The 23,159-nt window shown below is 70.6% G+C and carries 19 protein-coding genes and 8 pseudogenes; 22 read left to right on the forward strand and 5 right to left on the reverse strand.

Translation table 11 applies throughout. The annotated features are described in order from the left end of the window. Positions 1–905: 905 nt before the first annotated feature. The 22 genes and pseudogenes from nifH (UG55_RS08705) to fdxA form a co-directional block, all read left to right on the forward strand. Positions 906–1,660, forward strand: a 755-nt coding sequence (gene nifH / locus UG55_RS08705; protein ID WP_242424018.1) for a nitrogenase iron protein, incomplete at its 3' end; no start/stop codon positions are given. A gap of 1 nt (position 1,661) precedes the next feature. Beyond that, positions 1,662–1,769, forward strand: a pseudogene (gene nifH / locus UG55_RS34120) (nitrogenase reductase); the annotation flags it as partial. A 42-nt stretch (positions 1,770–1,811) separates the two neighbouring features. Then, a partial coding sequence (locus tag UG55_RS34125; RefSeq protein WP_396230845.1) for a nitrogenase component 1 occupies positions 1,812–2,622 on the forward strand: 811 nt, incomplete at its 3' end. A gap of 1 nt (position 2,623) precedes the next feature. After that, a pseudogene (locus tag UG55_RS34130) lies at positions 2,624–3,260 on the forward strand (nitrogenase component 1); the annotation flags it as partial. 112 nt (positions 3,261–3,372) lie between these two features. Next, entirely contained in the window at positions 3,373–4,929 is a 1,557-nt protein-coding gene (gene nifK, locus UG55_RS08715) for a nitrogenase molybdenum-iron protein subunit beta (RefSeq protein ID WP_066065485.1), read from the forward strand. A 336-nt stretch (positions 4,930–5,265) separates the two neighbouring features. After that, the gene (gene nifE, locus UG55_RS08720; RefSeq protein ID WP_066065488.1) at positions 5,266–6,639 is read left to right on the forward strand and encodes a nitrogenase iron-molybdenum cofactor biosynthesis protein NifE; all 1,374 of its coding nucleotides are present in this window, start codon (positions 5,266–5,268) and stop codon (positions 6,637–6,639) included. Next, positions 6,639–8,147: a nitrogenase iron-molybdenum cofactor biosynthesis protein NifN gene (gene nifN, locus UG55_RS08725; RefSeq protein WP_066065491.1), complete on the forward strand. Its 1,509-nt coding sequence runs from the start codon at positions 6,639–6,641 to the stop codon at positions 8,145–8,147. The genes nifE and nifN overlap by 1 nt, the downstream gene beginning before the upstream one ends. Continuing rightward, the coding region (locus UG55_RS34135; RefSeq protein WP_242424019.1) for a NifB/NifX family molybdenum-iron cluster-binding protein at positions 8,141–8,368 on the forward strand (228 nt) is incomplete at its 3' end. The genes nifN and UG55_RS34135, both read left to right, overlap by 7 nt. A 1-nt stretch (position 8,369) precedes the next feature. Continuing rightward, positions 8,370–8,602 (forward strand): annotated as a pseudogene (locus UG55_RS34140) (nitrogen fixation protein NifX); the annotation flags it as partial. Beyond that, positions 8,599–8,725, forward strand: a pseudogene (locus UG55_RS34145) (hypothetical protein); the annotation flags it as partial. The pseudogenes UG55_RS34140 and UG55_RS34145, both read left to right, overlap by 4 nt. Before the next feature lies 1 nt (position 8,726). Beyond that, a pseudogene (locus UG55_RS08735) lies at positions 8,727–9,066 on the forward strand (NifX-associated nitrogen fixation protein); the annotation flags it as partial. After that, complete coding sequence (locus UG55_RS08740) at positions 9,056–9,301, forward strand: CCE_0567 family metalloprotein (RefSeq protein WP_066065500.1); 246 nt, start codon at positions 9,056–9,058, stop codon at positions 9,299–9,301. The pseudogene UG55_RS08735 and the gene UG55_RS08740, both read left to right, overlap by 11 nt. Further along, the coding region (locus tag UG55_RS34150; protein ID WP_242424038.1) for a nitrogenase-stabilizing/protective protein NifW at positions 9,298–9,470 on the forward strand (173 nt) is incomplete at its 3' end. The genes UG55_RS08740 and UG55_RS34150, both read left to right, overlap by 4 nt. A gap of 1 nt (position 9,471) precedes the next feature. Continuing rightward, positions 9,472–9,699 (forward strand): annotated as a pseudogene (locus tag UG55_RS34155) (nitrogenase-stabilizing/protective protein NifW); the annotation flags it as partial. Further along, positions 9,696–10,094, forward strand: a complete 399-nt coding sequence (locus UG55_RS08750) for a nitrogen fixation protein NifZ (protein ID WP_066065504.1) — start codon at positions 9,696–9,698, stop codon at positions 10,092–10,094. The pseudogene UG55_RS34155 and the gene UG55_RS08750, both read left to right, overlap by 4 nt. Then, positions 10,091–12,037 (forward strand): nitrogenase cofactor biosynthesis protein NifB, encoded by a 1,947-nt coding sequence (nifB, locus tag UG55_RS08755; protein WP_066065506.1) that lies wholly within the window; start codon positions 10,091–10,093, stop codon positions 12,035–12,037. The genes UG55_RS08750 and nifB overlap by 4 nt, the downstream gene beginning before the upstream one ends. Further along, the gene (locus UG55_RS08760; RefSeq protein WP_066065508.1) at positions 12,034–12,654 is read left to right on the forward strand and encodes an iron-sulfur cluster assembly accessory protein; all 621 of its coding nucleotides are present in this window, start codon (positions 12,034–12,036) and stop codon (positions 12,652–12,654) included. Before nifB ends, UG55_RS08760 begins: the two co-directional genes overlap by 4 nt. Before the next feature lie 85 nt (positions 12,655–12,739). Then, the gene (locus UG55_RS08765; protein ID WP_066065655.1) at positions 12,740–13,543 is read left to right on the forward strand and encodes a HesA/MoeB/ThiF family protein; all 804 of its coding nucleotides are present in this window, start codon (positions 12,740–12,742) and stop codon (positions 13,541–13,543) included. A gap of 6 nt (positions 13,544–13,549) precedes the next feature. Continuing rightward, the gene (locus UG55_RS08770; RefSeq protein ID WP_066065510.1) at positions 13,550–14,779 is read left to right on the forward strand and encodes a cysteine desulfurase family protein; all 1,230 of its coding nucleotides are present in this window, start codon (positions 13,550–13,552) and stop codon (positions 14,777–14,779) included. After that, a complete protein-coding gene (locus UG55_RS08775) occupies positions 14,733–16,721 on the forward strand; it encodes a 2-oxoacid:acceptor oxidoreductase subunit alpha (protein WP_066065512.1) in 1,989 nt (662 codons plus the stop codon). Before UG55_RS08770 ends, UG55_RS08775 begins: the two co-directional genes overlap by 47 nt. Next, positions 16,718–17,749 (forward strand): 2-oxoacid:ferredoxin oxidoreductase subunit beta, encoded by a 1,032-nt coding sequence (locus tag UG55_RS08780; protein WP_066065516.1) that lies wholly within the window; start codon positions 16,718–16,720, stop codon positions 17,747–17,749. Before UG55_RS08775 ends, UG55_RS08780 begins: the two co-directional genes overlap by 4 nt. A gap of 245 nt (positions 17,750–17,994) precedes the next feature. Continuing rightward, positions 17,995–18,333, forward strand: a complete 339-nt coding sequence (gene fdxA, locus UG55_RS08785; RefSeq protein WP_066065519.1) for a ferredoxin — start codon at positions 17,995–17,997, stop codon at positions 18,331–18,333. Between the two features lie 86 nt (positions 18,334–18,419). Here the strand turns inward: fdxA and UG55_RS08790 are convergent, their stop codons facing one another. The 5 genes and pseudogenes from UG55_RS08790 to UG55_RS08800 form a co-directional block, all read right to left on the reverse strand. Then, the gene (locus UG55_RS08790; RefSeq protein ID WP_199865083.1) at positions 18,420–19,874 is read right to left on the reverse strand and encodes a glycoside hydrolase family 26 protein; all 1,455 of its coding nucleotides are present in this window, start codon (positions 19,872–19,874) and stop codon (positions 18,420–18,422) included. Positions 19,875–20,105: 231 nt separating this feature from the next. Beyond that, entirely contained in the window at positions 20,106–21,287 is a 1,182-nt protein-coding gene (locus UG55_RS08795) for a cytochrome P450 (RefSeq protein ID WP_066065658.1), read from the reverse strand. A gap of 117 nt (positions 21,288–21,404) precedes the next feature. Further along, positions 21,405–21,603 (reverse strand): aldehyde dehydrogenase family protein (locus UG55_RS34160; RefSeq protein WP_242424020.1); only part of this gene is annotated, 199 nt, incomplete at its 5' end. A gap of 1 nt (position 21,604) precedes the next feature. Further along, positions 21,605–21,808: pseudogene (locus UG55_RS34165) on the reverse strand (aldehyde dehydrogenase family protein); the annotation flags it as partial. Between the two features lies 1 nt (position 21,809). Further along, positions 21,810–22,907: pseudogene (locus UG55_RS08800) on the reverse strand (aldehyde dehydrogenase family protein); the annotation flags it as partial. Positions 22,908–23,159 lie beyond the last annotated feature (252 nt).

Raw genomic sequence — 23,159 nt, forward strand, 5'->3', positions numbered from 1 at the left:
GCTTCCGTCACTTCCTACCGTCCTGGCTTTCGGTACCGCTGCGGATGGGCACGAGCTGTTTGCGGATGCTCCGGTGGTTCTGGCGGTGGTTCTGGCGGTGGTTTGCCAAGCGGGTTGCCGAGTTGGTAGCGGGATGGGTTGCGGGGTGTTGACAGGTGCTTTTATCCCGTGTGCGCGAGGCAACGCTATCCGACCCACCGGACCTGGTCCAGGACGGCCTGGTGGGTGTGGTTTCCGAGACGTAAATCCCGCCCTGGCCCGCGGTCGGGCTGGTTCGGTGGAGGGTGCCGGGCAGAGGGCTGTGGCTCCCGGTATTCGCGGTGACGGCCCCGAGATGCCGCAAACACGGCAAGGCGAGTGCTAAACTTCCGCAGACACGGATATGTCGGGTGTGGGTTGGCGCAGATGCGGCGGTAGGCAAGGGTCTGCGCTCCGTAATCCTGTGTTTCGCCTCATATCGGGGCCGGGGTATCCGGGGCGGCCACCAGCGGGGATACTTCCGCTTAACCGCGCGATCATCCGCGCGAAACCGCGTGCGGCACCGAACGGGGGGGCCTGGCGGGCCCCGTTCCGCGGCTTATGCCGAGGCCCGTGCCGCCGCACGTGCAGGCATTACCGGTGGCCCGGGCCGCGAGGATAAATTTTTCCTCCAAATTATCCTTCGACCTTTCCTGAGTGCCCATCTGGCAGGTCTTCCGGTCGATTTCTTGTTAACGGGGCAGTTACCGACGTACATGCTTCCGAAATGAATCCCTCCTACGGTTCCTAGACATCGCGGCAAGCCGGGTGGACGAGCTACCAGCGCCCATTCGGTTCGCGGGGCCACGACCGCGACCGAATTCCGGCCCGCGGGACGCACTGTGCGAAACCGTGCATGCGTACCCAGGCTCCAGGAGGAGAAAGCAATGCGCCAGATCGCGTTCTACGGCAAGGGTGGTATTGGCAAGTCCACCACCCAGCAGAACACCATGGCTGCCATGGCCGAGATGGGCCGCCGGGTCATGATCGTCGGCTGCGACCCCAAGGCCGACTCGACCCGCCTCATCCTGCACTCGAAGGCCCAGACCTCGGTCATCCAGCTCGCCGCCGAGAAGGGTTCGGTCGAGGACCTGGAGCTCGACGAGGTTCTCGTCGAGGGCCAGTGGGGCATCAAGTGCGTCGAGTCCGGTGGCCCGGAGCCGGGTGTCGGCTGCGCCGGCCGTGGCGTCATCACCTCCATCACCTACCTGGAGGAGGCCGGTGCCTACGAGAACCTCGACTTCGTCACCTACGACGTCCTCGGTGACGTCGTCTGCGGTGGCTTCGCGATGCCGATCCGCCAGGGCAAGGCCCAGGAGATCTACATCGTGACCTCCGGCGAGATGATGGCGATGTACGCGGCGAACAACATCGCCCGAGGCATCCTCAAGTACGCGCACTCCGGTGGTGTCCGCCTCGGTGGGCTCATCTGCAACAGCCGTAAGACCGACCGCGAGGACGAGCTGATCATGGAGCTCGCCCGCCGTCTCAACACCCAGATGATCCACTTCATCCCGCGTAACAACGTTGTGCAGCACGCCGAGCTGCGCCGGATGACGGTCATCGAGTACGACCCCAAGAACGAGCAGGCCGACGAGTACCGCGCGCTGGCCAAGAAGATCGACGAGAACGACATGAAGACNATCCCCACCCCGATCAGCATGGACGAGCTCGAGGAGCTCCTGATCGAGTTCGGGATCATGGCGCAGGAGGACGAGAGCGTCATCGGCAAGGCCGCCTCGGTCGCCTGACAGCCCGCCCGCTCAGTCTCCGTCGAGGATGAGGTTCCGATCATGACGACGACGCCGACCCCGCCGCGGGCCGAGACCGAGGCGATGATCGCCGAAGTCCTGTCGCACTACCCCGCGAAGGCGGCCAAGTTCCGCGCCAAGCACCTCAAGGCCAACGACCCCGAGGGGTCGAAGGAGTGCGAGGTCAAGTCCAACATCAAGTCCCGCCCCGGAGTCATGACGATCCGTGGTTGCGCCTACGCCGGTTCCAAGGGCGTGGTGTGGGGCCCGGTGAAGGACCTGGTCACCATCAGCCACGGCCCCGTCGGCTGCGGGCAGTACTCCTGGGCGACCCGGCGTAACTACGCCCGTGGCCCGTGGGGTGTCACCAACTTCGCCGCGATGCAGGTCACCACGGACTTCCAGGAGAAGGACATCGTCTTCGGCGGTGACCCCAAGCTGGAGAAGGTCTGCGACGAGATCAACGAGCTGTTCCCGCTGGCCAAGGGCATCTCGGTGCAGTCCGAGTGCCCGATCGGTCTGATCGGTGACGACATCGAGGCGGTGGCCCGCACGGCCACCAAGAAGCTCGAGAAGCCGGTCATCCCGGTGCGCTGCGAGGGCTTCCGCGGTGTCAGCCAGTCGCTGGGTCACCACATCGCCAACGACGCGGTCCGTGACCACGTCCTCGGCACCGGTGGCGACACCTTCAAGTCCACCCCGTACGACGTCGCGCTCATCGGCGACTACAACATCGGCGGCGACGCCTGGGCCTCCCGCCGGATCCTGGAGGACATGGGCCTGCGGGTCATCGCCCAGTGGTCCGGTGACGGCACGCTGAACGAGATGGCCTCGACGCACCTGTCGAAGCTGANCCTGATCCACTGCTACCGGTCGATGAACTACATCTGCACCACCATGGAGGAGCGCTACGGCACTCCGTGGATGGAGTTCAACTTCTTCGGCCCGACCAAGATCGTCAAGTCGATGCGCGCCATCGCGGAGAAGTTCGACGAGACGATCCAGGCCAAGACCGAAGCGGCGATCGCGAAGTACCAGGCGCGGTTCGACGAGGTCACCAAGGCTTTCCGGCCGCGGCTCGAGGGCAAGCGCGTCATGCTCGCCGTCGGTGGCCTGCGCCCCCGTCACACCATCGGTGCCTACGAGGACCTCGGCATGGAGGTCGTCGGTACGGGTTACGAGTTCGCCCACAAGGACGACTACACCCGGACCTACGGAATGCTCAAGGAAGGCACCGTCCTCTACGACGACCCGACTGCCTTCGAGCTTGAGGAGTTCGCGAAGTACCTCAAGCCGGACCTGATGGGCGCGGGCGTCAAGGAGAAGTACGTCTTCCACAAGATGGGCATCCCCTTCCGCCAGATGCACTCGTGGGACTACTCCGGCCCGTACCACGGTGTCGACGGCTTCGCGGTCTTCGCCCGTGACATGGACATCGCGATCAACAGCCCGACCTGGGACCTCATGGAGACCCCCTGGTCGAAGGCCTGAGACAAGGCCTGACCGGAGCCCGGCACGGCCGAGAACCTTCGGCACGGCCGGTGCCCCGGTACCGCCGGCGAGCGCCGGTGGCCATCAGTCACGGTAGAAAGGAGGATGTCCGGTGACGACGACTCCCGAGACAGGCAGTCACATCCCGCTGAAGGTTCTTGACCACAGCGAGCTGTTCAAGGACGAGGCCTACCAGAAGCAGTTCGAGGGCAAGGGCGAGTTCGAGAACGGCAGCGACGCCGCCGAGGTGCAGCGGGTTCTCGAGTGGACCCGCGGCTGGGAGTACCGGGAGAAGAACTTCGCCCGGGAGGCGCTGACCGTCAACCCGGCGAAGGCGTGCCAGCCGCTGGGCGCGGTGCTCGCGGGCCTCGGGTTCGAGGGCACGCTGCCCATCGTGCACGGCTCGCAGGGCTGCGTCGCGTACTTCCGCAGCCACTTCGCCCGGCACTTCAAGGAGCCCGTCCCGGCGGCCTCCACGTCTATGACCGAGGACGCGGCGGTCTTCGGCGGGCTGAGCAACCTGGTCGAGGCGCTCAGCAACGCGAACGCGCTCTACAAGCCCAAGATGGTCGCGCTGAGCACCACCTGCATGGCGGAGGTCATCGGCGAGGACCTCTTCGCCTACATCCGCGCGGCGCGGGACCAGGAAGCCATCTCCGAGAACTACCCGGTCCCCTACGCCCACACCCCGAGCTTCGTGGGCTCGCACCTCACCGGGTACGACAGCATGCTCAAGGGCATCCTGGAGAACCTGACGGCGTCCCCGGACGCCAAGGAGCCGAACACCGGCGGCAAGCCGCGGGTGAGCATCGTCCCCGGCTTCGAGACCTACATCGGCAACCTGCGTGAGTACCGGCGGATCCTCGAGCTGATGGGGGTCGACCCCCTGATTCTCGGCGACCACTCCGCCGCGCTCGACTCGCCGGCGACCGGGGAGTACGACCTCTACCCCGGTGGCACCAAGCTGGCGGACGCCGCTACCGCCAAGTTCAGCAAGGCGACGTTCCTGCTCCAGGACACGGCCACCCGCAAGACGGCCGAACTGATCAGGGACAACTGGAAGCAGGAGACGGTCGTCCTGGAGACCCCGATCGGGATCCGCGGGACCGACCAGTTCCTGACCGAGGTCGCCCGGGTCACCGGGGTCGAGATCCCGGCCGAGCTCACCGTCGAGCGCGGCCGCCTCGTGGACGCCCTCACCGACTCGCACGCCTACCTGCACGGCAAGCGGGTCGCGATCGCCGGCGACCCGGACCTGGTCGTCGCGCTGACCCGGTTCGTCCTGGAGCTGGGCATGGTGCCGGTGCACCTGCTGAGCACCAACGCCGACAACACTTTCGCCCCCCGCCTGGAGAAGGTTCTCTCGGCGAGCAAGTTCGGCGACGCCGCCAACGTCTGGCCGGAGAAGGACCTGTGGCACCTGCGGTCGCTGGTCTTCACCGAGCCAGTCGACCTGCTCATCGGCAGCACCTACCTGAAGTACATCTCCAGGGAGGCGAACATCCCGCTGGTCCGGGTCGGGTTCCCGATCTTCGACCGGCACCACCTGCACCGCTTCCCGATCGTCGGGTACGAGGGCGGGCTGCACCTGCTCACCCAGCTGGTCAACACCGTGCTGGACGAGCTGGACCGCACCAGCCCTGACCATAGCTTCGACGCCGTGCGCTGATTCCCGGCCGGGGGATGCCTCCTGAGCATCCGGCATCCCCCGCACCGGTTCGCACGGCCTTCCCAGTGGTCGGCCGGCTGGCGGCCACAAACCCCCGCTAGGCCGGGGCCCCGCCCGCGCGCTGGGACCGCGCCCCCCGCGTCGCGAGATGCCGGCGCCCCGCCCCTGCCGGGGCCGGTGCGCCCCGGCCGGCCGGCCACACCCCCCGCCTCACCACGTCCGAACCCACCTCCACGCCCACATCTGCATCCGGTTCAGAGAGAACCGCCTGGTCCATCGAACGGCCCGCTCAACCAGCTCACCGAGGGAACCACCCTCCCAAGCGGAGAGATCGACATGGCCGCCACTGACCGCGCAACGCTCTTCACCGAACCGGCCTGTGACCACAACCGCGACAAGTCGGCGAAGGAGCGCAAGGCCGGTTGCCCCAAGCCCACGCCTGGCGGCACCAGCGGAGGCTGCACCTTCGACGGTGCGATGATCACCCTGGTCCCCATCGTAGACAGCGCCCACGTCGTGCACGGCCCGATCGCCTGCGCCGGCAACTCCTGGGACGGGCGGGGAAGCCTGTCGTCAGGACCTGACCTCTACCGGCGCGGTTTCACCAGCGACGTCGGCGAGCAGGACATCATCTTCGGCGGCGAACAGCGTCTGTTCGACACCATTCTCGAAGCCGTCGAGCGACACCGACCGCCAGCGGTGTTCGTGTACTCGACCTGCGTCACCGCGATGATCGGCGACGACATCGACGCGGTGTGCGCCGCGGCCGCCGCCCAGACCGGCGTGCCGGTGATCCCGGTGCACGCGCCGGGCTTCGTCGGCAACAAGAACCTCGGCAACAAGCTCGCCGGGGAGGCGCTGCTCGACCACGTGATCGGCACGGTCGAGCCGCCCGACATCACCGACCTGGACGTCAACCTGGTCGGCGAGTACAACATCGCCGGCGAGCTGTGGGACGTCCTGCCGGTGCTCGCCAAGCTCGGCCTGCGGGTGCGGGCCTGCATCAGCGGGGACGCGCGCTACGCCGACGTCGCCGCCGCCCACCGGGCCCGCGCGACGATGGTCGTCTGCTCCCGGGCGCTGCTGGGGCTCGCCCGCGGGCTGGAGGACCGCTACGGCATCCCCTGGTTCGAGGGCAGCTTCTACGGCGTCCGGGCGATGAACGACACCCTGCGCCAGTTCGCCCGCCTGCTGGGCGGCGGCGAGCTCGCCGAGCGCGCCGAGGAGCTCATCGAGCTGGAGCAGACCGCCGTCGACCTGGCTCTGGAGCCCTACCGGGAGCGGCTAGCCGGTAAGCGCGCCGTTCTCTACACCGGCGGGGTCAAGAGCTGGTCGATCGTCTCCGCGCTGCAGGACCTGGGCGTCGAGGTCGTCGCGAACGGCATCACCAAGAGCTCCGACGGGGACGTCGAGAAGATCTCCGAGCTGCTCGGGCCGGACGCGAAGATCGTCACCGAGGGCAGCCCGCGCGAGCTGCTGCGCATCGCCGGCGAGACCCGCGCCGACATCCTCGTCGCCGGTGGCCGCAACATGTACACGGCGCTGAAGGGCCGGCTGCCCTTCCTGGACATCAACCAGGAGCGCCACATCCCCTACGCGGGCTACCGCGGCGCGGTGGAACTGGCCCGTCAGCTCGACCTGGCCCTGACCAACCCGGTCTGGGAACAGGTCCGCGCCCCCGCCCCCTGGGACCGGCCGGGGGTGGCGTGATGGCCCGGGTCGTCGAATCCAGGCGCCGGGCCGGGCTGGACCCGCTGAAGTTCAGCCAGCCGCTCGGCGGCGCGCTCGCCTTCCTCGGCCTGGCCGGCGCCATGCCGGTGATGCACGGCTCCAAGGGCTGCGCGTCCTTCGCCAAGGCGCTGCTGACCCGGCACTTCAACGAGCCGGTGCCGCTGCAGACCACCGGGATCACCGAGGTCACCGCGGTACTGGGCAGCGGCGAGGAGCTCGTCGTGCACCTCGACGCGATCCGCGCCAAGCAGCGCCCCGAGATCATCGGGCTGCTGACCACCGGGGTCACCGAGGTCAGCGGCGAGGACGTCGCCGGCCAGATGCGCCAGTACATCGCGATGATGGAGCACACCACTCCCGAAGGCGCACCGCTGATCGTGCGGGTGTCCACCCCCGACTTCATCGGCGGTCTGTCGGACGGCTGGTCGGCCGCGCTGCGGGCACTGGTCACCACCGTCCCGTTCGACGCCCCCGAGCCAGCCGGTGGCGCGGGCGGGGCCGGCGAGCGGAGCCGCCACCGCGACGAGACGGTCGCGGTGCTGGTCGGGCCGTCGCTGACGGCGGCGGACATCGACGAGCTGCGCGCCCTGATCCGCGCGTTCGGCCTGGAGCCGGTGCTCGTCCCCGATCTCTCCGGCTCGCTCGACGGGCATCTGGCACCGGCGTGGCAGCCGACCACCACCGGCGGCACCGGCCTGGCGCAGCTGCGCCGGCTCGACCGGGCCGGCCTGGTGATCACCGCCGGTGCCACCGCGGCCGAGGCCGGGGCCGATCTGGCCAGCCGCACCGATGCCGACCTCGTGCACTACGACCACCTCAGCGGCCTGCGCGCGGTGGACGGGCTGGTCGCGGAGCTGATGGCCCGCTCCGGGCGCGGTCCGGACTACGAGGTGCGCCGGGCCCGGGCCCGGCTCGCCGATGGCCTGCTCGACACCCACTTCCATCTCGGTGGGGCCCGGATCGCGCTGGCGATGGAGCCCGAGGCGCTGGTCGCCGTCGGCTCGCTGCTCCACGACGCCGGGGCCCAGATCGTGGCGGCGGTCTCGCCCACTGAGGCACCCGTCCTGGCCACCGCACCCTGGGACGAGGTCGTCATCGGTGACCTGATCGACCTGGAGGAACGGGCGGTCGAGGGCGGCGCCGAGCTGCTGATCGGGTCGAGCCACGTGCGGTCCGTCGCCGACCGCATCGGTGCCCCGCACCTGGCCGTCGGCTTCCCGATCTACGACCGTCTCGGAGCCGCCCTGCGCACCACCGCCGGGTACGGCGGCAGCCTGCGACTCCTGGTGGACGCCGCCAACCGGCTGCTCGACCACCACCACCAGCACGCGGAGCACCACCAGCAGGCAGATCACCACCAGCACGCAGACCATCGCGCGGACCCGCCCCGGGAACACCGCGCCGAGCGCCGAGACGTCAACGCCACCCAGCACCGCCTCGACCCGTTCGACGAGCTCGACGTTCTGTGCGAGGAGCCCACATGTTGAAGATCGCCTTCGCGACCGGCGACGGCACCGCCGTCGACCAGCACTTCGGCTGGTGCCGCCGGTTCGACGTTTACGAGGTCGGCCCCGAGGGCTACCGCCTGTTCGAGAGCAGAGAACTGGGGCCCGCGGAGGACGACGAGGAAGACAAGATCGCCTCAAGGCTCGCGGCCGTCACCGACTGCGCGATCCTCAACGTCTCCGACATCGGGGGGACGGCGGCCNCGAAGGTCATCAAGGCCCAGATCTACCCGATGAAGGTCGCCAAGGGCACCGCGGTCGACGGCCTGCTCACCAAGTTCGTCGACGTGCTCGCCGGCAGCCCGCCGCCGTGGCTGCGCAAGATCCTGCGGGCGCACAACCCGCAGGCGGCTCACGCCTGGACACCGGCCACGACCGGATCGTCCGCCTCGGATTCGGCCACGTCGACCCCGACAACCATGGGAGGAACGGCATGACCGCATCTACATCCGCGGCGAACGGGAAGATCGAGGGGTTCCTGAAGGACCTCGTCGACCAGCTCCGCGCCGGCGACACCTACGGCAACCTGGACCGGCTCTCCGACGAGACGCTGCTCAGCCNATACGTCCTCACCAAGGAGCAGCGGCGCCAGATCTCCGTCGCCTGCGACATCGACGCGGTCATCGAGGCGCGGGTGCGGTCCTTCTACCAGGCGGTCGCCGCCGCGGTGGAGAAGGCGACCGGGGCCATGACGACGACGGTGCTCGACCTCAACCACGAGGGTTTCGGCCGGGTGGTCGTCTTCGCCGGGCGCCTCGTGGTCCTCTCCGACGTCCTGCGGGATGTCCAGCGCTTCGGATTCAACTCCCTGGAGGATCTCGGCGCCCGCGGCGAGGCCTTCGTGACCGCCGCCGCCAAGCACGTCGACCAGTACCGGGAGGTCGCCCGCGATGACTCCTGACACCAGCGCCGGCACCGACGTCGCCGCCGTCAAGCAGCGGCTGCGCAAGATGAACAGCAAGGCCTCGCAGCTCAAGCTCGACCTGCACGACCTCTCCGAGGAGCTGCCCCTCGGCTGGGAGACCATCCTCGACGTCGCCCGCCGCACCTACGACGCCTACGCCGAGATCGCTCTGCTGGAGAACGAGCTTCGCGCCAGCACCGCGGACGGCGCGGCGAAGGGGGCGGAGAAGTGAGCGCGTCCGCCAGCCAGCTCGCCGAGCGGCTCGCCGAGTTCCGGCGCTGCTCCACCGCCGAGCAGTACTTCGACCTGCTCGGGGTCGACTACGACCCGCGGGTGGTGGCCGTCAACCGGCTGCACATCCTGCGCTACTTCGCCGGCGAGATCGCCAACCTGCACGGCGANGGGGACGCGACGGAGTCGACCGTCTCGCCCGAGGAGTTGCTGCGCGACTACCGCGCGGCGCTCATCCGCTCCTACGAGGCCTTCACCACCGCGACGGCTCTGGACCACCGGCTGTTCAAGGTCCTCAAGGACCGCGCGCCGGAGCCCGAGGCGTTCGTCCCGACCACGGCAATCACGATCGAGCGTTCCGCGGCCGCGGGCACCGACGGGAAGGAGCAGCGCTCATGAGGTCGGCATTCGACGTCGGCGATGTCGTCGCCACCACCAAGGCACTGCGCCAGGACGGGACCTTCCCGGACCCGAACATCGCGACCGGCCAGATCCTGGTCGAGCCGGGGACCCGGGGCGAAGTGATCAACGTGGGTCTCTACCTGCAGGAGCACATCGTCTACGCCGTCGCGTTCGAGAACGGCCGCGTCGTCGGCGCGCTGGAGAGGGAGCTGGAGGCCGCCTCGCGCGAGCCCCGCGGTTCCGCCTCCGCGGGTTCCGTGCCCGGCGACGCCGCACCTGCCCGGGACGGCCGCCCCCAGCCCGGGGAGGTCGTCCACGCCACGAGTTCCGCGGCTGACAGCAGCGCCGCCGTGACCAGCGGGACCACCGATGAGGAGGAGGGGCTGTCGTGACCAGCGAGCCCGTCGCGCTCCCGGTGCTGTCCACCGCGCCGGCGGCGCAGACACCCAGCCAGTCCGCCGCCGCGGCGACACCCGGGGGCGGCTGCGCGTCGAAGAAGAGCTGCGGCAGCAGCGCTCCGGCGACCGACCCGGAGATCGCCGAGAAGATCGCCAACCACCCCTGCTACAGCTCCGAGGCACACCAGTACTACGCCCGGATGCACGTGGCGGTGGCGCCCGGCTGCAACATCCAGTGCAACTACTGCAACCGCAAGTATGACTGCGCGAACGAGAGCCGGCCCGGCGTCACCAGCGACCTGCTCACCCCCGAGGACGCCCTCGCCAAGGTCAAGCTGGTCGCCAGCGAGATCAAGCAGATGAGCGTGCTGGGCATCGCCGGCCCGGGCGACCCGCTGGCCAACCCGAAGCGCACCTTCCGCACCCTGGAACTGGTCGCCCGGGACTGCCCGGACATCAAGCTGTGCCTGTCGACGAACGGGCTCACCCTGCCCGACCACGTCGACCGCATCGCCGACCTGAACGTCGACCACGTGACGATCACGATCAACATGATCGACCCCGAGGTCGGCGAGCGGATCTACCCCTGGGTCGCCTACAAGGGGAAGAAGTACACCGGCCGGGAGGCGTCGAAGATCCTCTCCGAGCGTCAGCTTGAGGGTCTCGCGATGCTGGCCGAGCGCAAGATCCTCGCCAAGGTGAACTCGGTGATGATCCCCGGGGTCAACGACGAGCACCTCGTCGAGGTCTCGCAGACCGTCCGCGGGCTCGGCGCCTTCCTGCACAACGTGATGCCGCTGGTCTCCGCACCCGAGCACGGCACCGTCTTCGGGCTCGCCGGCCAGCGGGGCCCCACGGCCCAGGAGCTCAAGGCCCTCCAGGACCGCTGCGAGGGTGTCGACGGCGCCGACATGAACATGATGCGGCACTGCCGGCAGTGCCGGGCCGACGCCGTCGGCCTGCTCGGTGAGGACCGCGGCGACGAGTTCTCCCCGGAGACCTACCAGGGCCGGGAGATCGCCTACGACCTGGCCGGCCGGCAGGAGGCGCACGCCCAGATCGAGCGCTGGCGCGAGGAGAACCGCGCCGAGCGGGAGACGCTGCGCATCACCGACAGCGGCACCAGGCCGGACGAGACCGTTCTGGTCGCCGTCGCGACCAAGGGCAGCGGTGTGGTGAACCAGCACTTCGGGCACGCCACCGAGTTCTGGATCTACGAGGCCGGGCGCAACTGGGCCCGCCTCGTGCAGACCCGCGACGTGCAGCGCTACTGCGAGGGTGCGTCCGAGTGCGGCGACGGCGCCTCGGTGCTCGACAAGACCATCGAGATGCTCGCCGACTGCGCGGCGGTCCTGTGCAGCAAGATCGGCCCAGGTCCGTTCGACGCGCTGGCGGCGGCCGGCATCGAACCGGTCGAGGTCTACGAGCTGATCGAGAAGGCTGTCGCCGCGACCGGCGCCCGGATCGCGGCCCGGGCCGCCGCCGAGAAGGCGGCCGGCCCCGACGACGCCGGTACTTCCCCGACCGACGTCGTCGACGGGCTGGACCTCGACGTGCTGGGCGGCGAGCTGGTCGACGTCGACCTGCTCGACCCGGACCTGATGGACGAGGACCCCTTCGAGTTCGCCGTCACCGTCCGCCCCGGCTCCTGCTCCGGCGGCGCCGGAAAGGCCGGCGGGGCCGGGACGGGCGGCGGCTGCTCGGGCGGTTCCCGCCACGCCGAGGCCGGCCCGGGTCATGCCGAGTCCGGGCGGCTGACCGAACCCGCTGGCGACGGGTCCGGTCAGACCCGCCCGGACGTCGGCGCCCAGGCCGACAGCGCCCGTGCTGCCAGCGCCCATGCCAGCAGCACCCATGCCAGCAGCGCCCGTACGAACAGCTCCCGCACCGAGAACGCCGCTTCGGACGGCGCCGACCTGGAGGTTGCCCGGTCATGACCCTCGCCCCGAGCACCATCGAACTGACCGAGCGCGCCCGCAAGCAGGTGCGGACCCTGATCGGCGGCAGCGCCGAGACGGCGGGCTTCGGCCTGCGGGTCGGGGTGAACGCGGGCGGCTGCTCCGGGTTCACCTACACGCTGGCGCTGGCTCCCGGTGCGGACAGCGACGACATCGTGGTCCACGAGGACGGTTTCGACGTCTTCGTCCACAACTCGATGATCGGCCACCTGCGGGGGCTGCGGATCGACTACGTCGAGTCGCTGACCTCCTCCGGCTTCACCTTCACCAACCCGAACGCCACCAGCTCCTGCGGCTGTGGCAACAGTTTCGGGACCCCCGACGAGCCGGAGCGGGCCGAGGCCGACGCGCGGCTGCGCGGGCAGGTCGAGGACGTGATGGCCGAGATCCGGCCGTTCCTGCAGGGCGACGGTGGCGACGTCCAGGTCGTCGCCGTGCTCGCCGGTAACGGGCAGCCCGGCACCGCCGAGGTGCACATCCGCCTGACCGGCGCCTGCAACGGCTGCTCCAGCGCCTCGGCGACCGTCACCGCGGTGATCGAGAAGCGGATCAAGGAGAGCCTGCCCGAGATCGGGCGTGTCGCCCTCGTCTCCTGAACCGCGCGCCCGCCGGCCCGCCGGCCCGACTGACCGACCACACGACGGATCACAGGGATCACAGGGAGCAATCATGGAGCGCGGCATGATCGCCACCCGGTGCGATCCACGGCCGGTCGTGCGCACCGGCCGCGACCGGCCGGGTCGCTTCGACCGCCAGCTGGGCATTCCGGGCTTCGGCCCGGCGGCCCAGGAACGGTTGCTCCGGGCGACGGTGCTGGTGGCGGGCATCGGCGGTGTCGGCGGGGCGGCGGCGACCTACCTCGGCGCCGCCGGGGTCGGCCGGCTGGTCCTGGTTCATCCGGGCGTGCTTGAGGAGCCCGACCTCAACCGGCAGACCCTCATGCGCCCCGAGTGGATCGGTGGCTCCCGGGTGGCCTGCGCGGAGCAGACCCTGCGCGCGCACCACCCGGGAGTCGAGATCGTCGGCTATGACCGCGAGCTGGCCGAGCTGCCCGAGCTGGGCAGCCTGGTGGCCGAGGCGGACGTCGTCGTCGACGCCCGCCACAACTTCCCCGACCGCTACCTGCTCAACGACCTGTGCGTGGCGACGCGGACCCCGGCGGTCATCGCCGCCATGAACGCCACCGAGGGGAACCTGCTGGTCGTCGAGCCCGGATCGCCCTGCCTCCGCTGTGTCTTCACCGAGGGTGACCCGGCCTGGCAGCCGCTGGGCTTCACCGTGCTCGGCGCGGTTTCGGGCCTCGCCGGCTGCCTCGCCGCGACCGAGGCAATCAAGATCATCGCTGGTTTCGGTGAGCCCGCCAGCGGCCGGCTGCTCCAGTACGACCTCTGGGATCTGGACTTCCGGTCGCTGCGGGTGCGGCCCGACCCCACCTGCCCGACCTGCGCCCGGCCGGTGCCCGGCGCCGCGGAACCGAGGAGCTGAGCCGACATGATCTACCTCGATCACAACGCCACCACCCCGGTCGACCCGCGCGTGGTCGAGGTGATGCTGCCGCTGTTCACCGACCAGTTCGCCAACCCGGCCAGCAAGCACGGCCCGGGCCGGGAGGTGACCCGGATCGTCGAGCGCGCCCGCCGCGAGGTCGCCACGCTCGCCGGCGCGCGGGACCGCGACGTCGTGTTCACCTCCGGTGCCACCGAAGCCGCCAACCTGGCCATCGGCGGAGCGCTCGCCGCCGCCGGAGCCGGCCGGCGGCGGGTGCTCGTCGGGGCCACCGAACACCCCGCGGTCCTCGGCGCGGCCGACGCCGCGGCGGCGGCCGCCGAGCCGGGCACGCGCGCCGAGCGGATCGCCGTCCACCCCGACGGCACCCTCGACGCCGACGACCTGCTCCGGCGGCTGGGCCCCGACGTCGCGCTCGTCGCGGTGATGGCCGCCAACAACGAGACCGGGGCCGTGAACGACCTGCGGCCCCTGGCCGAACCCGTGCACGCCGCCGGCGCGCTGCTGTTCAGCGATGTCACCCAGGCGCTGGGCCGGATCCCGGTCAGCCTGGAGCGGACCGGTGTCGACGTGGCCGTCGCGTCCGCCCACAAGCTGTACGGCCCCAAGGGCGTCGGTGCGCTGATCGCGTCGAAGGACGCCTGGGGCCGTATCGCGCCGCGGGTGCACGGCGGAAGCCAGGAACGCGGCCGGCGGGCCGGCACCCTCAACACCGCCGGGATCGCCGGCTTCGGCGCGGCCGCCCGTCTCGCGGCCGCGTCGATGACCGACGACGGCAACCGCCAGCGCGCGCTGGTGGCGCTGCTGACCGAACTGCTGGTCAGGCAGCTCGGCCGCGGCGCCGTCGAACTGAACGGCCCGGTGCGGGCCAGGCTGCCGAACACGGTCAACCTCCGCTTCGTCGGCGCGGGTGCCGACGAGGTGCAGGCCTGCCTCCCGCACGTGGCGGTCTCGGCGGGCTCGGCCTGCAGCGGCGGCGGGGACACCCCGTCCCACGTGCTGCTGGCCATGGGCCGCAGCGCCACCGAGGCCCGGGAGAGCCTGCGCTTCAGCCTGGGCCGCTCCACCACCCCCGAGGAGATCCGCACCGCCGCGGACCAGGTGGCCCGCGCTGTCCAGCGCGTCCGCTCCCTTACCCAGAGCACCCCCATCCAAGACGAGGTTCGCGATGACAACCGAGCTCGAACAGCCCGACCCGCGGGTACGCCGGCTTAAGGGAGTCGTCATCCGGTTCGCCGGTGACTCCGGCGACGGTATGCAGCTCACCGGCGACCGTTTCGGTGCGCAGGCCGCCGAGGCCGGCAACGACGTGGCGACCCTGCCCGACTTCCCCGCCGAGATCCGGGCGCCAGCCGGCACCGTCGGCGGTGTGTCCAGCTACCAGCTGCACGTCGCCGACCACGACATCACCACCCCCGGTGACCAGCCCGACGTCCTCGTCGCCATGAACCCGGCGGCGCTGAAGGCCACGCTGAAGGACCTGCGGCCCGGCGGCGTGCTGCTCGTCGACTCCGGCGCGTTCAACGTGCGCTCGCTGGAGAAGGCCGGCTACGACTCCGACCCGCTGACCGACGGCTCGCTGGCCAACTACATCGTGCACGCGGTCGACCTGACCGGGCTCGCCGTCGGCGCGACCGAGGGCCTCGGCCTCAAGCGCAAGGACGCCGCCCGCACGAAGAACATGTTCGCCCTCGGCCTGGTGTCCTGGATGTTCAACCAGCCGATCGAGAGCACGATCGCCTACCTGGAGAAGCGCTTCGCGAAGAAGCCGCCGGAGATCCTCGCCGGCAACCTCGCGGCGCTGCGGGCGGGCGTGGACTACGGCGACACCACCGAGGCGTTCGCGGTCTCCTACGAGGTGAAGCCCGCCGCGCTGCCCCCGGGCCAGTACCGGCACATGCGCGGCAACCGGGCCATCGCCTTCGGTCTCGTCGCCGCCGCCCACCAGGCCGGCATGCCGCTGTTCCTCGGCGCGTACCCGATCACCCCCGCCACCGACGTCCTGCACGAGCTGAGCAAGCTCATCTCGCACGACGTCCGCTCCTACCAGGCGGAGGACGAGATCGCGGCGATCGGCGCGGCGATCGGCGGCTCGTTCGCCGGCATGCTCGGCGTGACCGTCACCTCCGGCCCCGGCATGGCGCTGAAGTCCGAGGCGATCGGCCTCGCCATCTCGCTGGAACTGCCCCTGGTCATCGTCAACGTGCAGCGCGGTGGCCCGTCCACCGGCCTGCCGACGAAGACCGAGCAGTCCGACCTGCTGCAGGCCCTCTACGGCCGGCACGGCGAGGCCCCGCTGCCCGTGCTCGCGGCGCAGAGCCCGGCGGACTGCTTCAACGCGGCCTTCGAGGCCGCGCAGATCGCCCTGGAGCGGCGGACCCCGGTCATCCTGCTCTCCGACTCCTACATCGCCAACGGCAGCGAGCCGTGGAAGGTGCCGGACGTCAGCGAGCTTCCCGACCTGGGCATCGAGTTCGCCACCGAGCCGAACGGCGTCGGCAAGGACGGCCAGCCGGCGTTCCACCCGTACAAGCGGGACCCGCGCACCCTGGCCCGTCCGCTGGCCATCCCCGGCACCCCCGGGCTGGAGCACCGCATCGGTGGTCTGGAGAAGGCCGACGGCAGCGGCGAGATCTCGCACGACGCCGACAACCACGACCTGATGGTCCGCACCCGCCAGAACAAGGTGGACGGCATCGAGGTCCCGCCGCTGGAGGTCGACGACCCGTCCGGCCCGCCCGGATTCGGGGCCAAGCTGCTCGTGATCGGGTGGGGCTCCACCTACGGCCCGATCGGCGCGGCCTGCCGGCTCGTCCGCGACCAGGGCCTGGCCATCGCGCAGGCGCACCTGCGGTACCTCAACCCGCTGCCGGCGAACCTCGCGTCGGTGCTGGCGGCCTACGACACCGTCCTGGTGCCGGAGATGAACCTCGGCCAGCTCGGCGGCCTGCTGCGGATGCACTGCCAGGTCGAGCCGGTCGGCTACACCCAGACCCGCGGACTGCCCTTCCGGGCGGTCGAGCTGGCCGCGGTGTTCACCCGGCTCGCCAACGACGCCGAGGTCGGCGGGGCGCCGCTCACCACGGAAGACATCAAGGCCATCGGCGGTACCGGCAACGTCGGCCGCAGCGAGCTCGGATCGGAGGGCGACAAGTGACCAGCCCCGACGCGACAGGCAAGCAGCTCACCGCCAAGGACTTCTCCGCCGGTGAGGCACGCTGGTGCCCCGGCTGTGGTGACCACGCGATCCTCAACAACATGCGCAACCTGATGCCGACGCTCGGCATCCCGCGCGAGAACTTCGTGGTGATCTCCGGTATCGGCTGCTCCTCCCGGCTGCCGTACTACCTGGACACCTACGGCATGCACTCCATCCACGGCCGGGCGCCGTCGATCGCGACCGGTGTCTCGATCAACCGCCCCGACCTGTCGGTGTGGGTCGTCACCGGCGACGGTGACGCGCTGTCGATCGGTGGCAACCACCTGATCCACGCGCTGCGCCGTAACGTGAACCTCAAGATCCTGCTGTTCAACAACCAGATCTACGGTCTGACCAAGGGCCAGTTCTCGCCGGCGACCAAGCCCGGCACGATCACCCCGTCCAGCCCGTTCGGCTCGCTCGACCACTCCTTCAACCCGCTTGCGCTCGCGCTCGGCGCCGAGGCGTCGTTCGTCGCCCGTACCGTCGACACCGACCGCAAGCACATGCTGGAGATCCTCGCCGCCGCCGCCGCGCACGAAGGCTCGGCGCTGGTCGAGATCCGGCAGAACTGCCCGACCTTCAGCGCCACCCCGAAGGCCGACGGCGGCGCCGCCTCGGGGCCGTCGGCGGCCGACGGCCCCATCCGGCTGGAGGCCGGCTCGCCGATCCTGTTCGGCGCCGACAGCCAGTGGGCGATCCTGCGGGACGCCGAGAGCGGCGACCTGAAGTTCGGCCGCTCGACGGAGAAGGGCGTCGTGGTGCACAACCCGCGCTCGTCCAGCCCGACCTACGCCTACGCGCTGGCCCGCATCGCCGACACCGACCCCGAGCTGGCGCCGATCGGCGTCTACCGCGCGGTGGAACGGCCCAGCTTCGACAGCCAGTACCAGAGCCGGCTGGCCGACGCGCGCGCGGGCGGCCGCGGCGACCTGCAGGACCTGCTCAGCGGCACCGACTCCTGGACGGTGCCGGCCCGGTCCTGAACCCGGACCGGTGGTCTCCCCGCGAGGCTGACCCCACTGACACAGCTGAGACAGCTGACGGGACCGTCCCGACCGATCGTCCAACCGGCCGCGACTGACCGCGACCGACTGGACGGACCGCATCACGGTCGGGACGGCCTGTCAGGCCAGGGGCTGTCAAACCCGGGCCAGGGCGGTAGAACGAGCCGCAGGCAACGAGATTCTCCCGGACCCGCTGTGGTCCGTCGACGGAAAGAGGAACTCCGATGCCCTACGTCGTCACGTCACCCTGCATCGACGTCAAAGACACCGGTTGCCTGGACGAGTGCCCGGTCGACGCCATCTACGAGGGCGACCGGAAGCTCTACATCAACCCCAACGAGTGCACCGAGTGCGGCGCCTGCGCGTCGGCGTGCCCGATCGGCGCCATCATGCTCGACCTCGAGGTGCCGAAGGCCGAGCGCGCTTTCGTGAAGAGCGAGAAGGAGTTCTTCAGCACCGTGCTGCCGGGCCGGGACGAGCCGCTCGGCGACCCCGGCGGCGCCAAGACCGTCGGCAAGGTCGGGGCTGACACCCCCTTCGTGGCCGGCTACGAGGTTTCCTAGTCAGCAGTTCTGGGGACGAGGACGACCGAGCCCACCCGCCGCCGCTGCCGGGTGGGCCCAGCCGCGTGCGGAGTCCGGCCCCGAGGTCAGACGCCGCCGGCAGCCGCGCCGGCGCCGGCAGCCGCGCCGCCGCCGAACAGCTCCAGGTACCGCCGCGCCCCGTTCGGGTGCAGCTGTGGGTTGAGCAGGGATGAGCGGACGTTCGTCGCCTCGGCGGTGTTGAAGTAGGCCTCGTAGGCGAGGATGTCGCGGTTGGCGTCGAACAGGTCGTGCATCTTCTCGATGAACAGCGGATTGTCGCCGCCGCCGCTGCGGTCCGCCCGGGCGAGGCCCCATTCGGGCACGGCGAACTGCTTTCCGTGCGCCCGGGCGAAGGCCAGCACCGTGCACGTTCCGGAGGGGACGTTGCACTGCTGGTCGAACAGCTCCGGGGTTTTCGACGGTGGGTAGGAGTCGTAGACGTCGCTGCTCACGATGTCCACGTAGTCGTCACCCGGGTAGGCCGCCCAGACCCCGTCACCGTTGGGCATCCGGTCGCGGTGGGCGCTCACGTTGAAGTCGATCCGCACGTTCGGCGCCGTCGAGCGGAGCGCGGTCGTCGCCCGCTGGAAACAGGTCTTCCAGGTCTCGGTGTCGCGCGGATACCACCAGAACCAGTTTCCGTTGTACTCCCAGCCGAGCCGCACGATCGCGTCCGACCGCCCGTTGCGGTTCAGGGTGTTGCCGAAGGCGGCCCAGTACTCGTCGTAGTGGCCACGGGCACAGGTGCGCTCGTCGCCGGCCTTCGGGAACAGCGGCTGCGCGATGGAGAGCTGCCCCGGATAGACGGAGCGCGGGTAGTCCGCCATGGGCCAGTCGGAGTGCACGATGTGCTGCCAGCTGTTCCGGACGGTGAAGACGACGGCGACGTCCGTGGGCCGGCCGGTCCACCGTTCCCACGCCCAGATGTCCAACGGTGGGTTCGCGTTCGTGCCGGTGGGCCACCGGACGCCCGGAGCGGCCGGCCCTTCGGCGGGCGGCGGCGGGCCGGCGGACTCGTCGGCCGGACCCGGCGCGGCGGTGGCGGCCGGGCCGGGCCGCGGGCCGGCCACGGAAGGGCTCGGCGTGCGGCGCCGGTCGTCGGTGCCGCTGAGCGCGATGACCAGGCCCAGCGCCCCCAGGATCAGGACCAGGACGCTCGCCACGGCGCCGACGACGGATCGCCGCCGGCGCCGGCGGCGTTGGCGCGGCGGGCCCGCGGACGGTCCGTCGCCGCGGTCACCGCCCTCAGCCTCGGCCGGGGTCTCCGTGGACGCGGCCTCCTCCGGCCCGCCCGCGGGCGCCGGGTCGGCGTTGGTCGCGCCCGGCTCGAAGGTGGGGAGGGGCACCGTTTCCGCGACCAGGCGGCCCGCCGCTCCGGTGCCCGCCGCTTCGGTGCCCGCCGCTCCGGAGACCGGCGCGGTGCCGGGTGGTGGCTCGCCCCCGGGGAGGCCGGGGAGCGCGGCCGTCCGCGACTTCCCGGTCGCCGAAACCGCGGTGCTGTCTGCCTCGTGCCGCTGCACGTAGATCCCCCATCGTGCCCTCGCCCCACGTCCACCACCGCGTCAGGTCCGCTGGCCTGAGGGAGGGGCACTGCCGTGCGACGCCGATGCCGGCGGGCACCGGCCTATCTTCCCAACCCTCTTACGGGAGCACTCGAGCCGACACCCGCTCTATGCCACCCGTGGGCAGCGGTTATCGGTCGGTTGCGCCAGTTCCATAAGGCCAGGTGGGAGCGCCCGGGGGGCGAGGTCTCAGGACGCGGCGGTGAAGGTGATCGGCAGGCTGTGCGGCGCCCGGGTCAGCGTCGAGTGGTAGCGGATGTCGGCGTCCGCACGCAGCCGGAAGTCGCCCAGCCGGCGGACGAGTTCCTCCAGGGCGATGCGGATGTTCAGCCGGGCGACGTTCGAGCCGAGGCAGCGGTGCGGGCCGGCGCCGAACGCGAGGTGGCGGTTCGTGGCCCGATCCAGGTCGAAGGCCTCGGGCGCGGGGAACTCGTCCTCGTCGTGGTTGGCCGACGCCCAGTAGATGAGGACCTTGTCCCCGGCGCTGACCTGCCGGTCACCGATCTCGACGTCGTGGGTGGCGGTGCGGGCGATGGCGATGAACGGCGAGTCCAGGCGCAGCAGTTCCTCCACCGCGGCGGGAATCCGCTCCGGGTGCGCGCGCAGATAGGCCGGGATATGAGGTTCCCGGCAGAACCGAGCCATCATCAGCCCGAGTGCGCCGGCGGTTGTCTCCAGGCCACCGAGAATGAGCAGCTGGACGATGCCGATGATTTCCTGCGGGGTCAGCGGGCGCCCGTCGAACTCGGCGCCGAACAGCGCGTCCACTACGTCACCGCGGGGTTCCCGTTGCCGCCGCCGCTCGACGAAGTCGTGTATCCACTCGGACAGGCCGGCCCAGCACTCCTTCGCGTTCGGGGCGTTGGGAATGGACGACGTCGAGGCCAGGTAGGCGACCTTGTCCAGATCCTCGGCGGGTGCGTCGAGGGCTAACCTGAAGAAGCTGCGGCTCGGGAACGGCCGGGCGAAGTCGTCCATGAACTCGCATTCGCCCTGGTCGACGAAGGCGTCGATGAGGCTGGTGACGAGTTCGCGGGTCGGTTCCGCCCAGCCGGCGATGGCCGCCGGCGTGAAGTGGGTGTTGATCAGCTTCTTGTAGGCACGCTGCTCCGGCGGGTCGACCTCCACCGGGATGTTGCGGACGTGCGAGGGGGTCCGCGGAATGTTGAGCCCCTCGGTCGAGGTGAACGACCGCCAGTCCTGGGCGACGCCGAGAACGTCCTCGTATTTCGTGACGACCCAGAAACCGTCGTGCCGGTCGCTGTGCGTGACGGGGCACAGCGACCGCATCCGGTCCAGTGTCTCCGGCAGCGTGGCGGCCAGCTCGGGGGAGAGGTGGTCGAAGCTCTGGCGGCACCACTCGTCGGGCATCGCTCCGGTCGCGCTGGCCGCGGTTGTCGGGTCCACTTGCTCTCCTTCTGGAGGATCGGTGGCCGCGGTGGTCGAGGCCAGTGCCGGACGCGCGACCTTCCGTGCTGTGTGCGTTGCTCAGGCTGTGTCGATCCAGACCGATTTGACGTTCAGGTACTCGTCGAGCGAATGCCGGCCCATTTCCCGGCCCCAGCCGCTGCTCTTGTAGCCGCCGAAGGGAACGGCCGGGTCCATGATGTTGTAGGAATTCACCCAGACGGTACCGGCCTGTAGATCGCGGGCAAACCGATGCGCCTTCCCGATATCCCTCGTCCACNCCCCGCCGCTGAGCCCGTACTGGGTGTCGTTGGCGCGGGCCGTCACCTCTTCGGGTGAATCGAAGGGGAGCACACACGCGACCGGGCCGAAGATCTCCTCCCGCGCGACCCGCATGTCGTCGTGGACGTCCGCGAGCACTGTCGGCGCGACGAAGTACCCCCGGGCCAGGTCGCCGTCCGTCAACCGGGAGCCGCCGGCGGTGGNGCGGGCGCCCTCCTGCCGGGAGATGTCCAGGTAGCCGACGACCCGCTCAAGCTGCTCGGCGGAGACCAGCGGCCCGATCCTGGTCTGCGGGTCGAGGCTGTTGCCGACCCGCAGCTTCGCCGCCTGCGCCGAGATCCGCTCCACGAACTCGTCGTGGATGGGCCGCTCGACGTAGATCCGGGTGCCCGCGCAGCAGATCTGGCCGGAGTTGAAGAAGACCCCCAGGGCCGCGCCCGGCACGGCCTTGTCCAGGTCGGCGTCGGCGAAGACCACATCGGGGGACTTGCCGCCGAGTTCGAGCGAGACCCGCTTCAGGTTGCCGGCCGCCGCCCGCAGGATGTGCTGCCCGACAGCCGTCGAACCGGTGAAGGCGACCTTGTCGACGTCCGCGTGCGCGGCCAGCGCGGCGCCGACCGTCTCACCGGGCCCGGTGACGATGTTCACGACACCGGGCGGGAACCCGACCGCGGTGATCAGCTCGCCGAGCCGCAGCGCGGCGAGGCTCGCCTCCTCCGCCGGCTTGAGCACCATCGTGCAGCCGGTGGCCAGTGCTGGGGCGATCTTCCAGATCGCGTTGCTGATCGGGCGGTTCCACGGCACGATCGCCGCGACGACCCCGACCGGCTCCTTGAGGGTGTAGCTGAGCATCTCACCCGGCACCGAGTTCGGGATCGTCTCGCCGTGGATGCTGACGGCCAGCCCGGCGAAGTGGCGCAGCACGTCGGCCTCCCAGGCCGACTCCGGCCCCGGCCGCCGGCGGCCGATCGGCGTGCCCATGTCGAGGGTCTCGAGCAGCCGGAGCTCCCCGTAGTTCTCGGCGACGGCCTCCGCCAGCGCCCACAGCAGCCGCTGCCGGTCGGCCGGCTTGGTGTGCCGCCACGGCCCTTCGAAGGCGGCCCGCGCCGCCGCGACCGCCTGGTCGACGTCCGCCGCGCCGCCCTCCGCCACCTCGGCCAGCGTCTCGCCGGTGGACGGGTTGAGGCTCGGGAAGGTCCTGCCGGACACGGCAGGCACCCATTCGCCCCCGATCAGCAGCCGCTGCGGCCCGGCCGTCAGGAACGGGATCGCCACCGAGTCGGCGGGTGTGAGGGTCGACACCGATACTCCTTGCGGTGGGGCGGACGGTGATAACTCAGGAACGCGAGTGCTCGTCGACGAGTTCGTAGAAGGACCGGACCGGCGGCGGATCCATTTCGACGGAGCTGCTCCGGCGCACCCGCCCGTCGGCCGACCGGGCAGCCATCTCCCGGAGCGGGGCGGCGAGGTCGTCGGCCTCGATCTCGTAGACGGCCAGGTACGGGCGCGCCGACGGATNCGCCGTGATGTGCGCGGCGTCGCGGAGGCGGTATC

Origin of the sequence: Frankia sp. EI5c, assembly GCF_001636565.1 — a bacterium.
In the GTDB taxonomy this organism is placed as follows: Bacteria; Actinomycetota; Actinomycetes; order Frankiales; family Frankiaceae; genus Parafrankia.

Excerpts from the sequence above, each read along its gene's own strand:
- nifE (WP_066065488.1), top strand. The coding sequence starts at position 5,266 with ATGGCCGCCACTGACCGCGCAACGCTCTTCACCGAACCGGCCTGTGAC.
- nifN (WP_066065491.1), top strand. The coding sequence starts at position 6,639 with ATGGCCCGGGTCGTCGAATCCAGGCGCCGGGCCGGGCTGGACCCGCTG.
- UG55_RS08740 (WP_066065500.1), top strand. The coding sequence starts at position 9,056 with ATGACTCCTGACACCAGCGCCGGCACCGACGTCGCCGCCGTCAAGCAG.
- UG55_RS08750 (WP_066065504.1), top strand. The coding sequence starts at position 9,696 with ATGAGGTCGGCATTCGACGTCGGCGATGTCGTCGCCACCACCAAGGCA.
- UG55_RS08760 (WP_066065508.1), top strand. The coding sequence starts at position 12,034 with ATGACCCTCGCCCCGAGCACCATCGAACTGACCGAGCGCGCCCGCAAG.
- UG55_RS08765 (WP_066065655.1), top strand. The coding sequence starts at position 12,740 with ATGATCGCCACCCGGTGCGATCCACGGCCGGTCGTGCGCACCGGCCGC.
- UG55_RS08770 (WP_066065510.1), top strand. The coding sequence starts at position 13,550 with ATGATCTACCTCGATCACAACGCCACCACCCCGGTCGACCCGCGCGTG.
- UG55_RS08775 (WP_066065512.1), top strand. The coding sequence starts at position 14,733 with ATGACAACCGAGCTCGAACAGCCCGACCCGCGGGTACGCCGGCTTAAG.
- fdxA (WP_066065519.1), top strand. The coding sequence starts at position 17,995 with ATGCCCTACGTCGTCACGTCACCCTGCATCGACGTCAAAGACACCGGT.
- UG55_RS08795 (WP_066065658.1), bottom strand. The coding sequence starts at position 21,287 with ATGCCCGACGAGTGGTGCCGCCAGAGCTTCGACCACCTCTCCCCCGAG.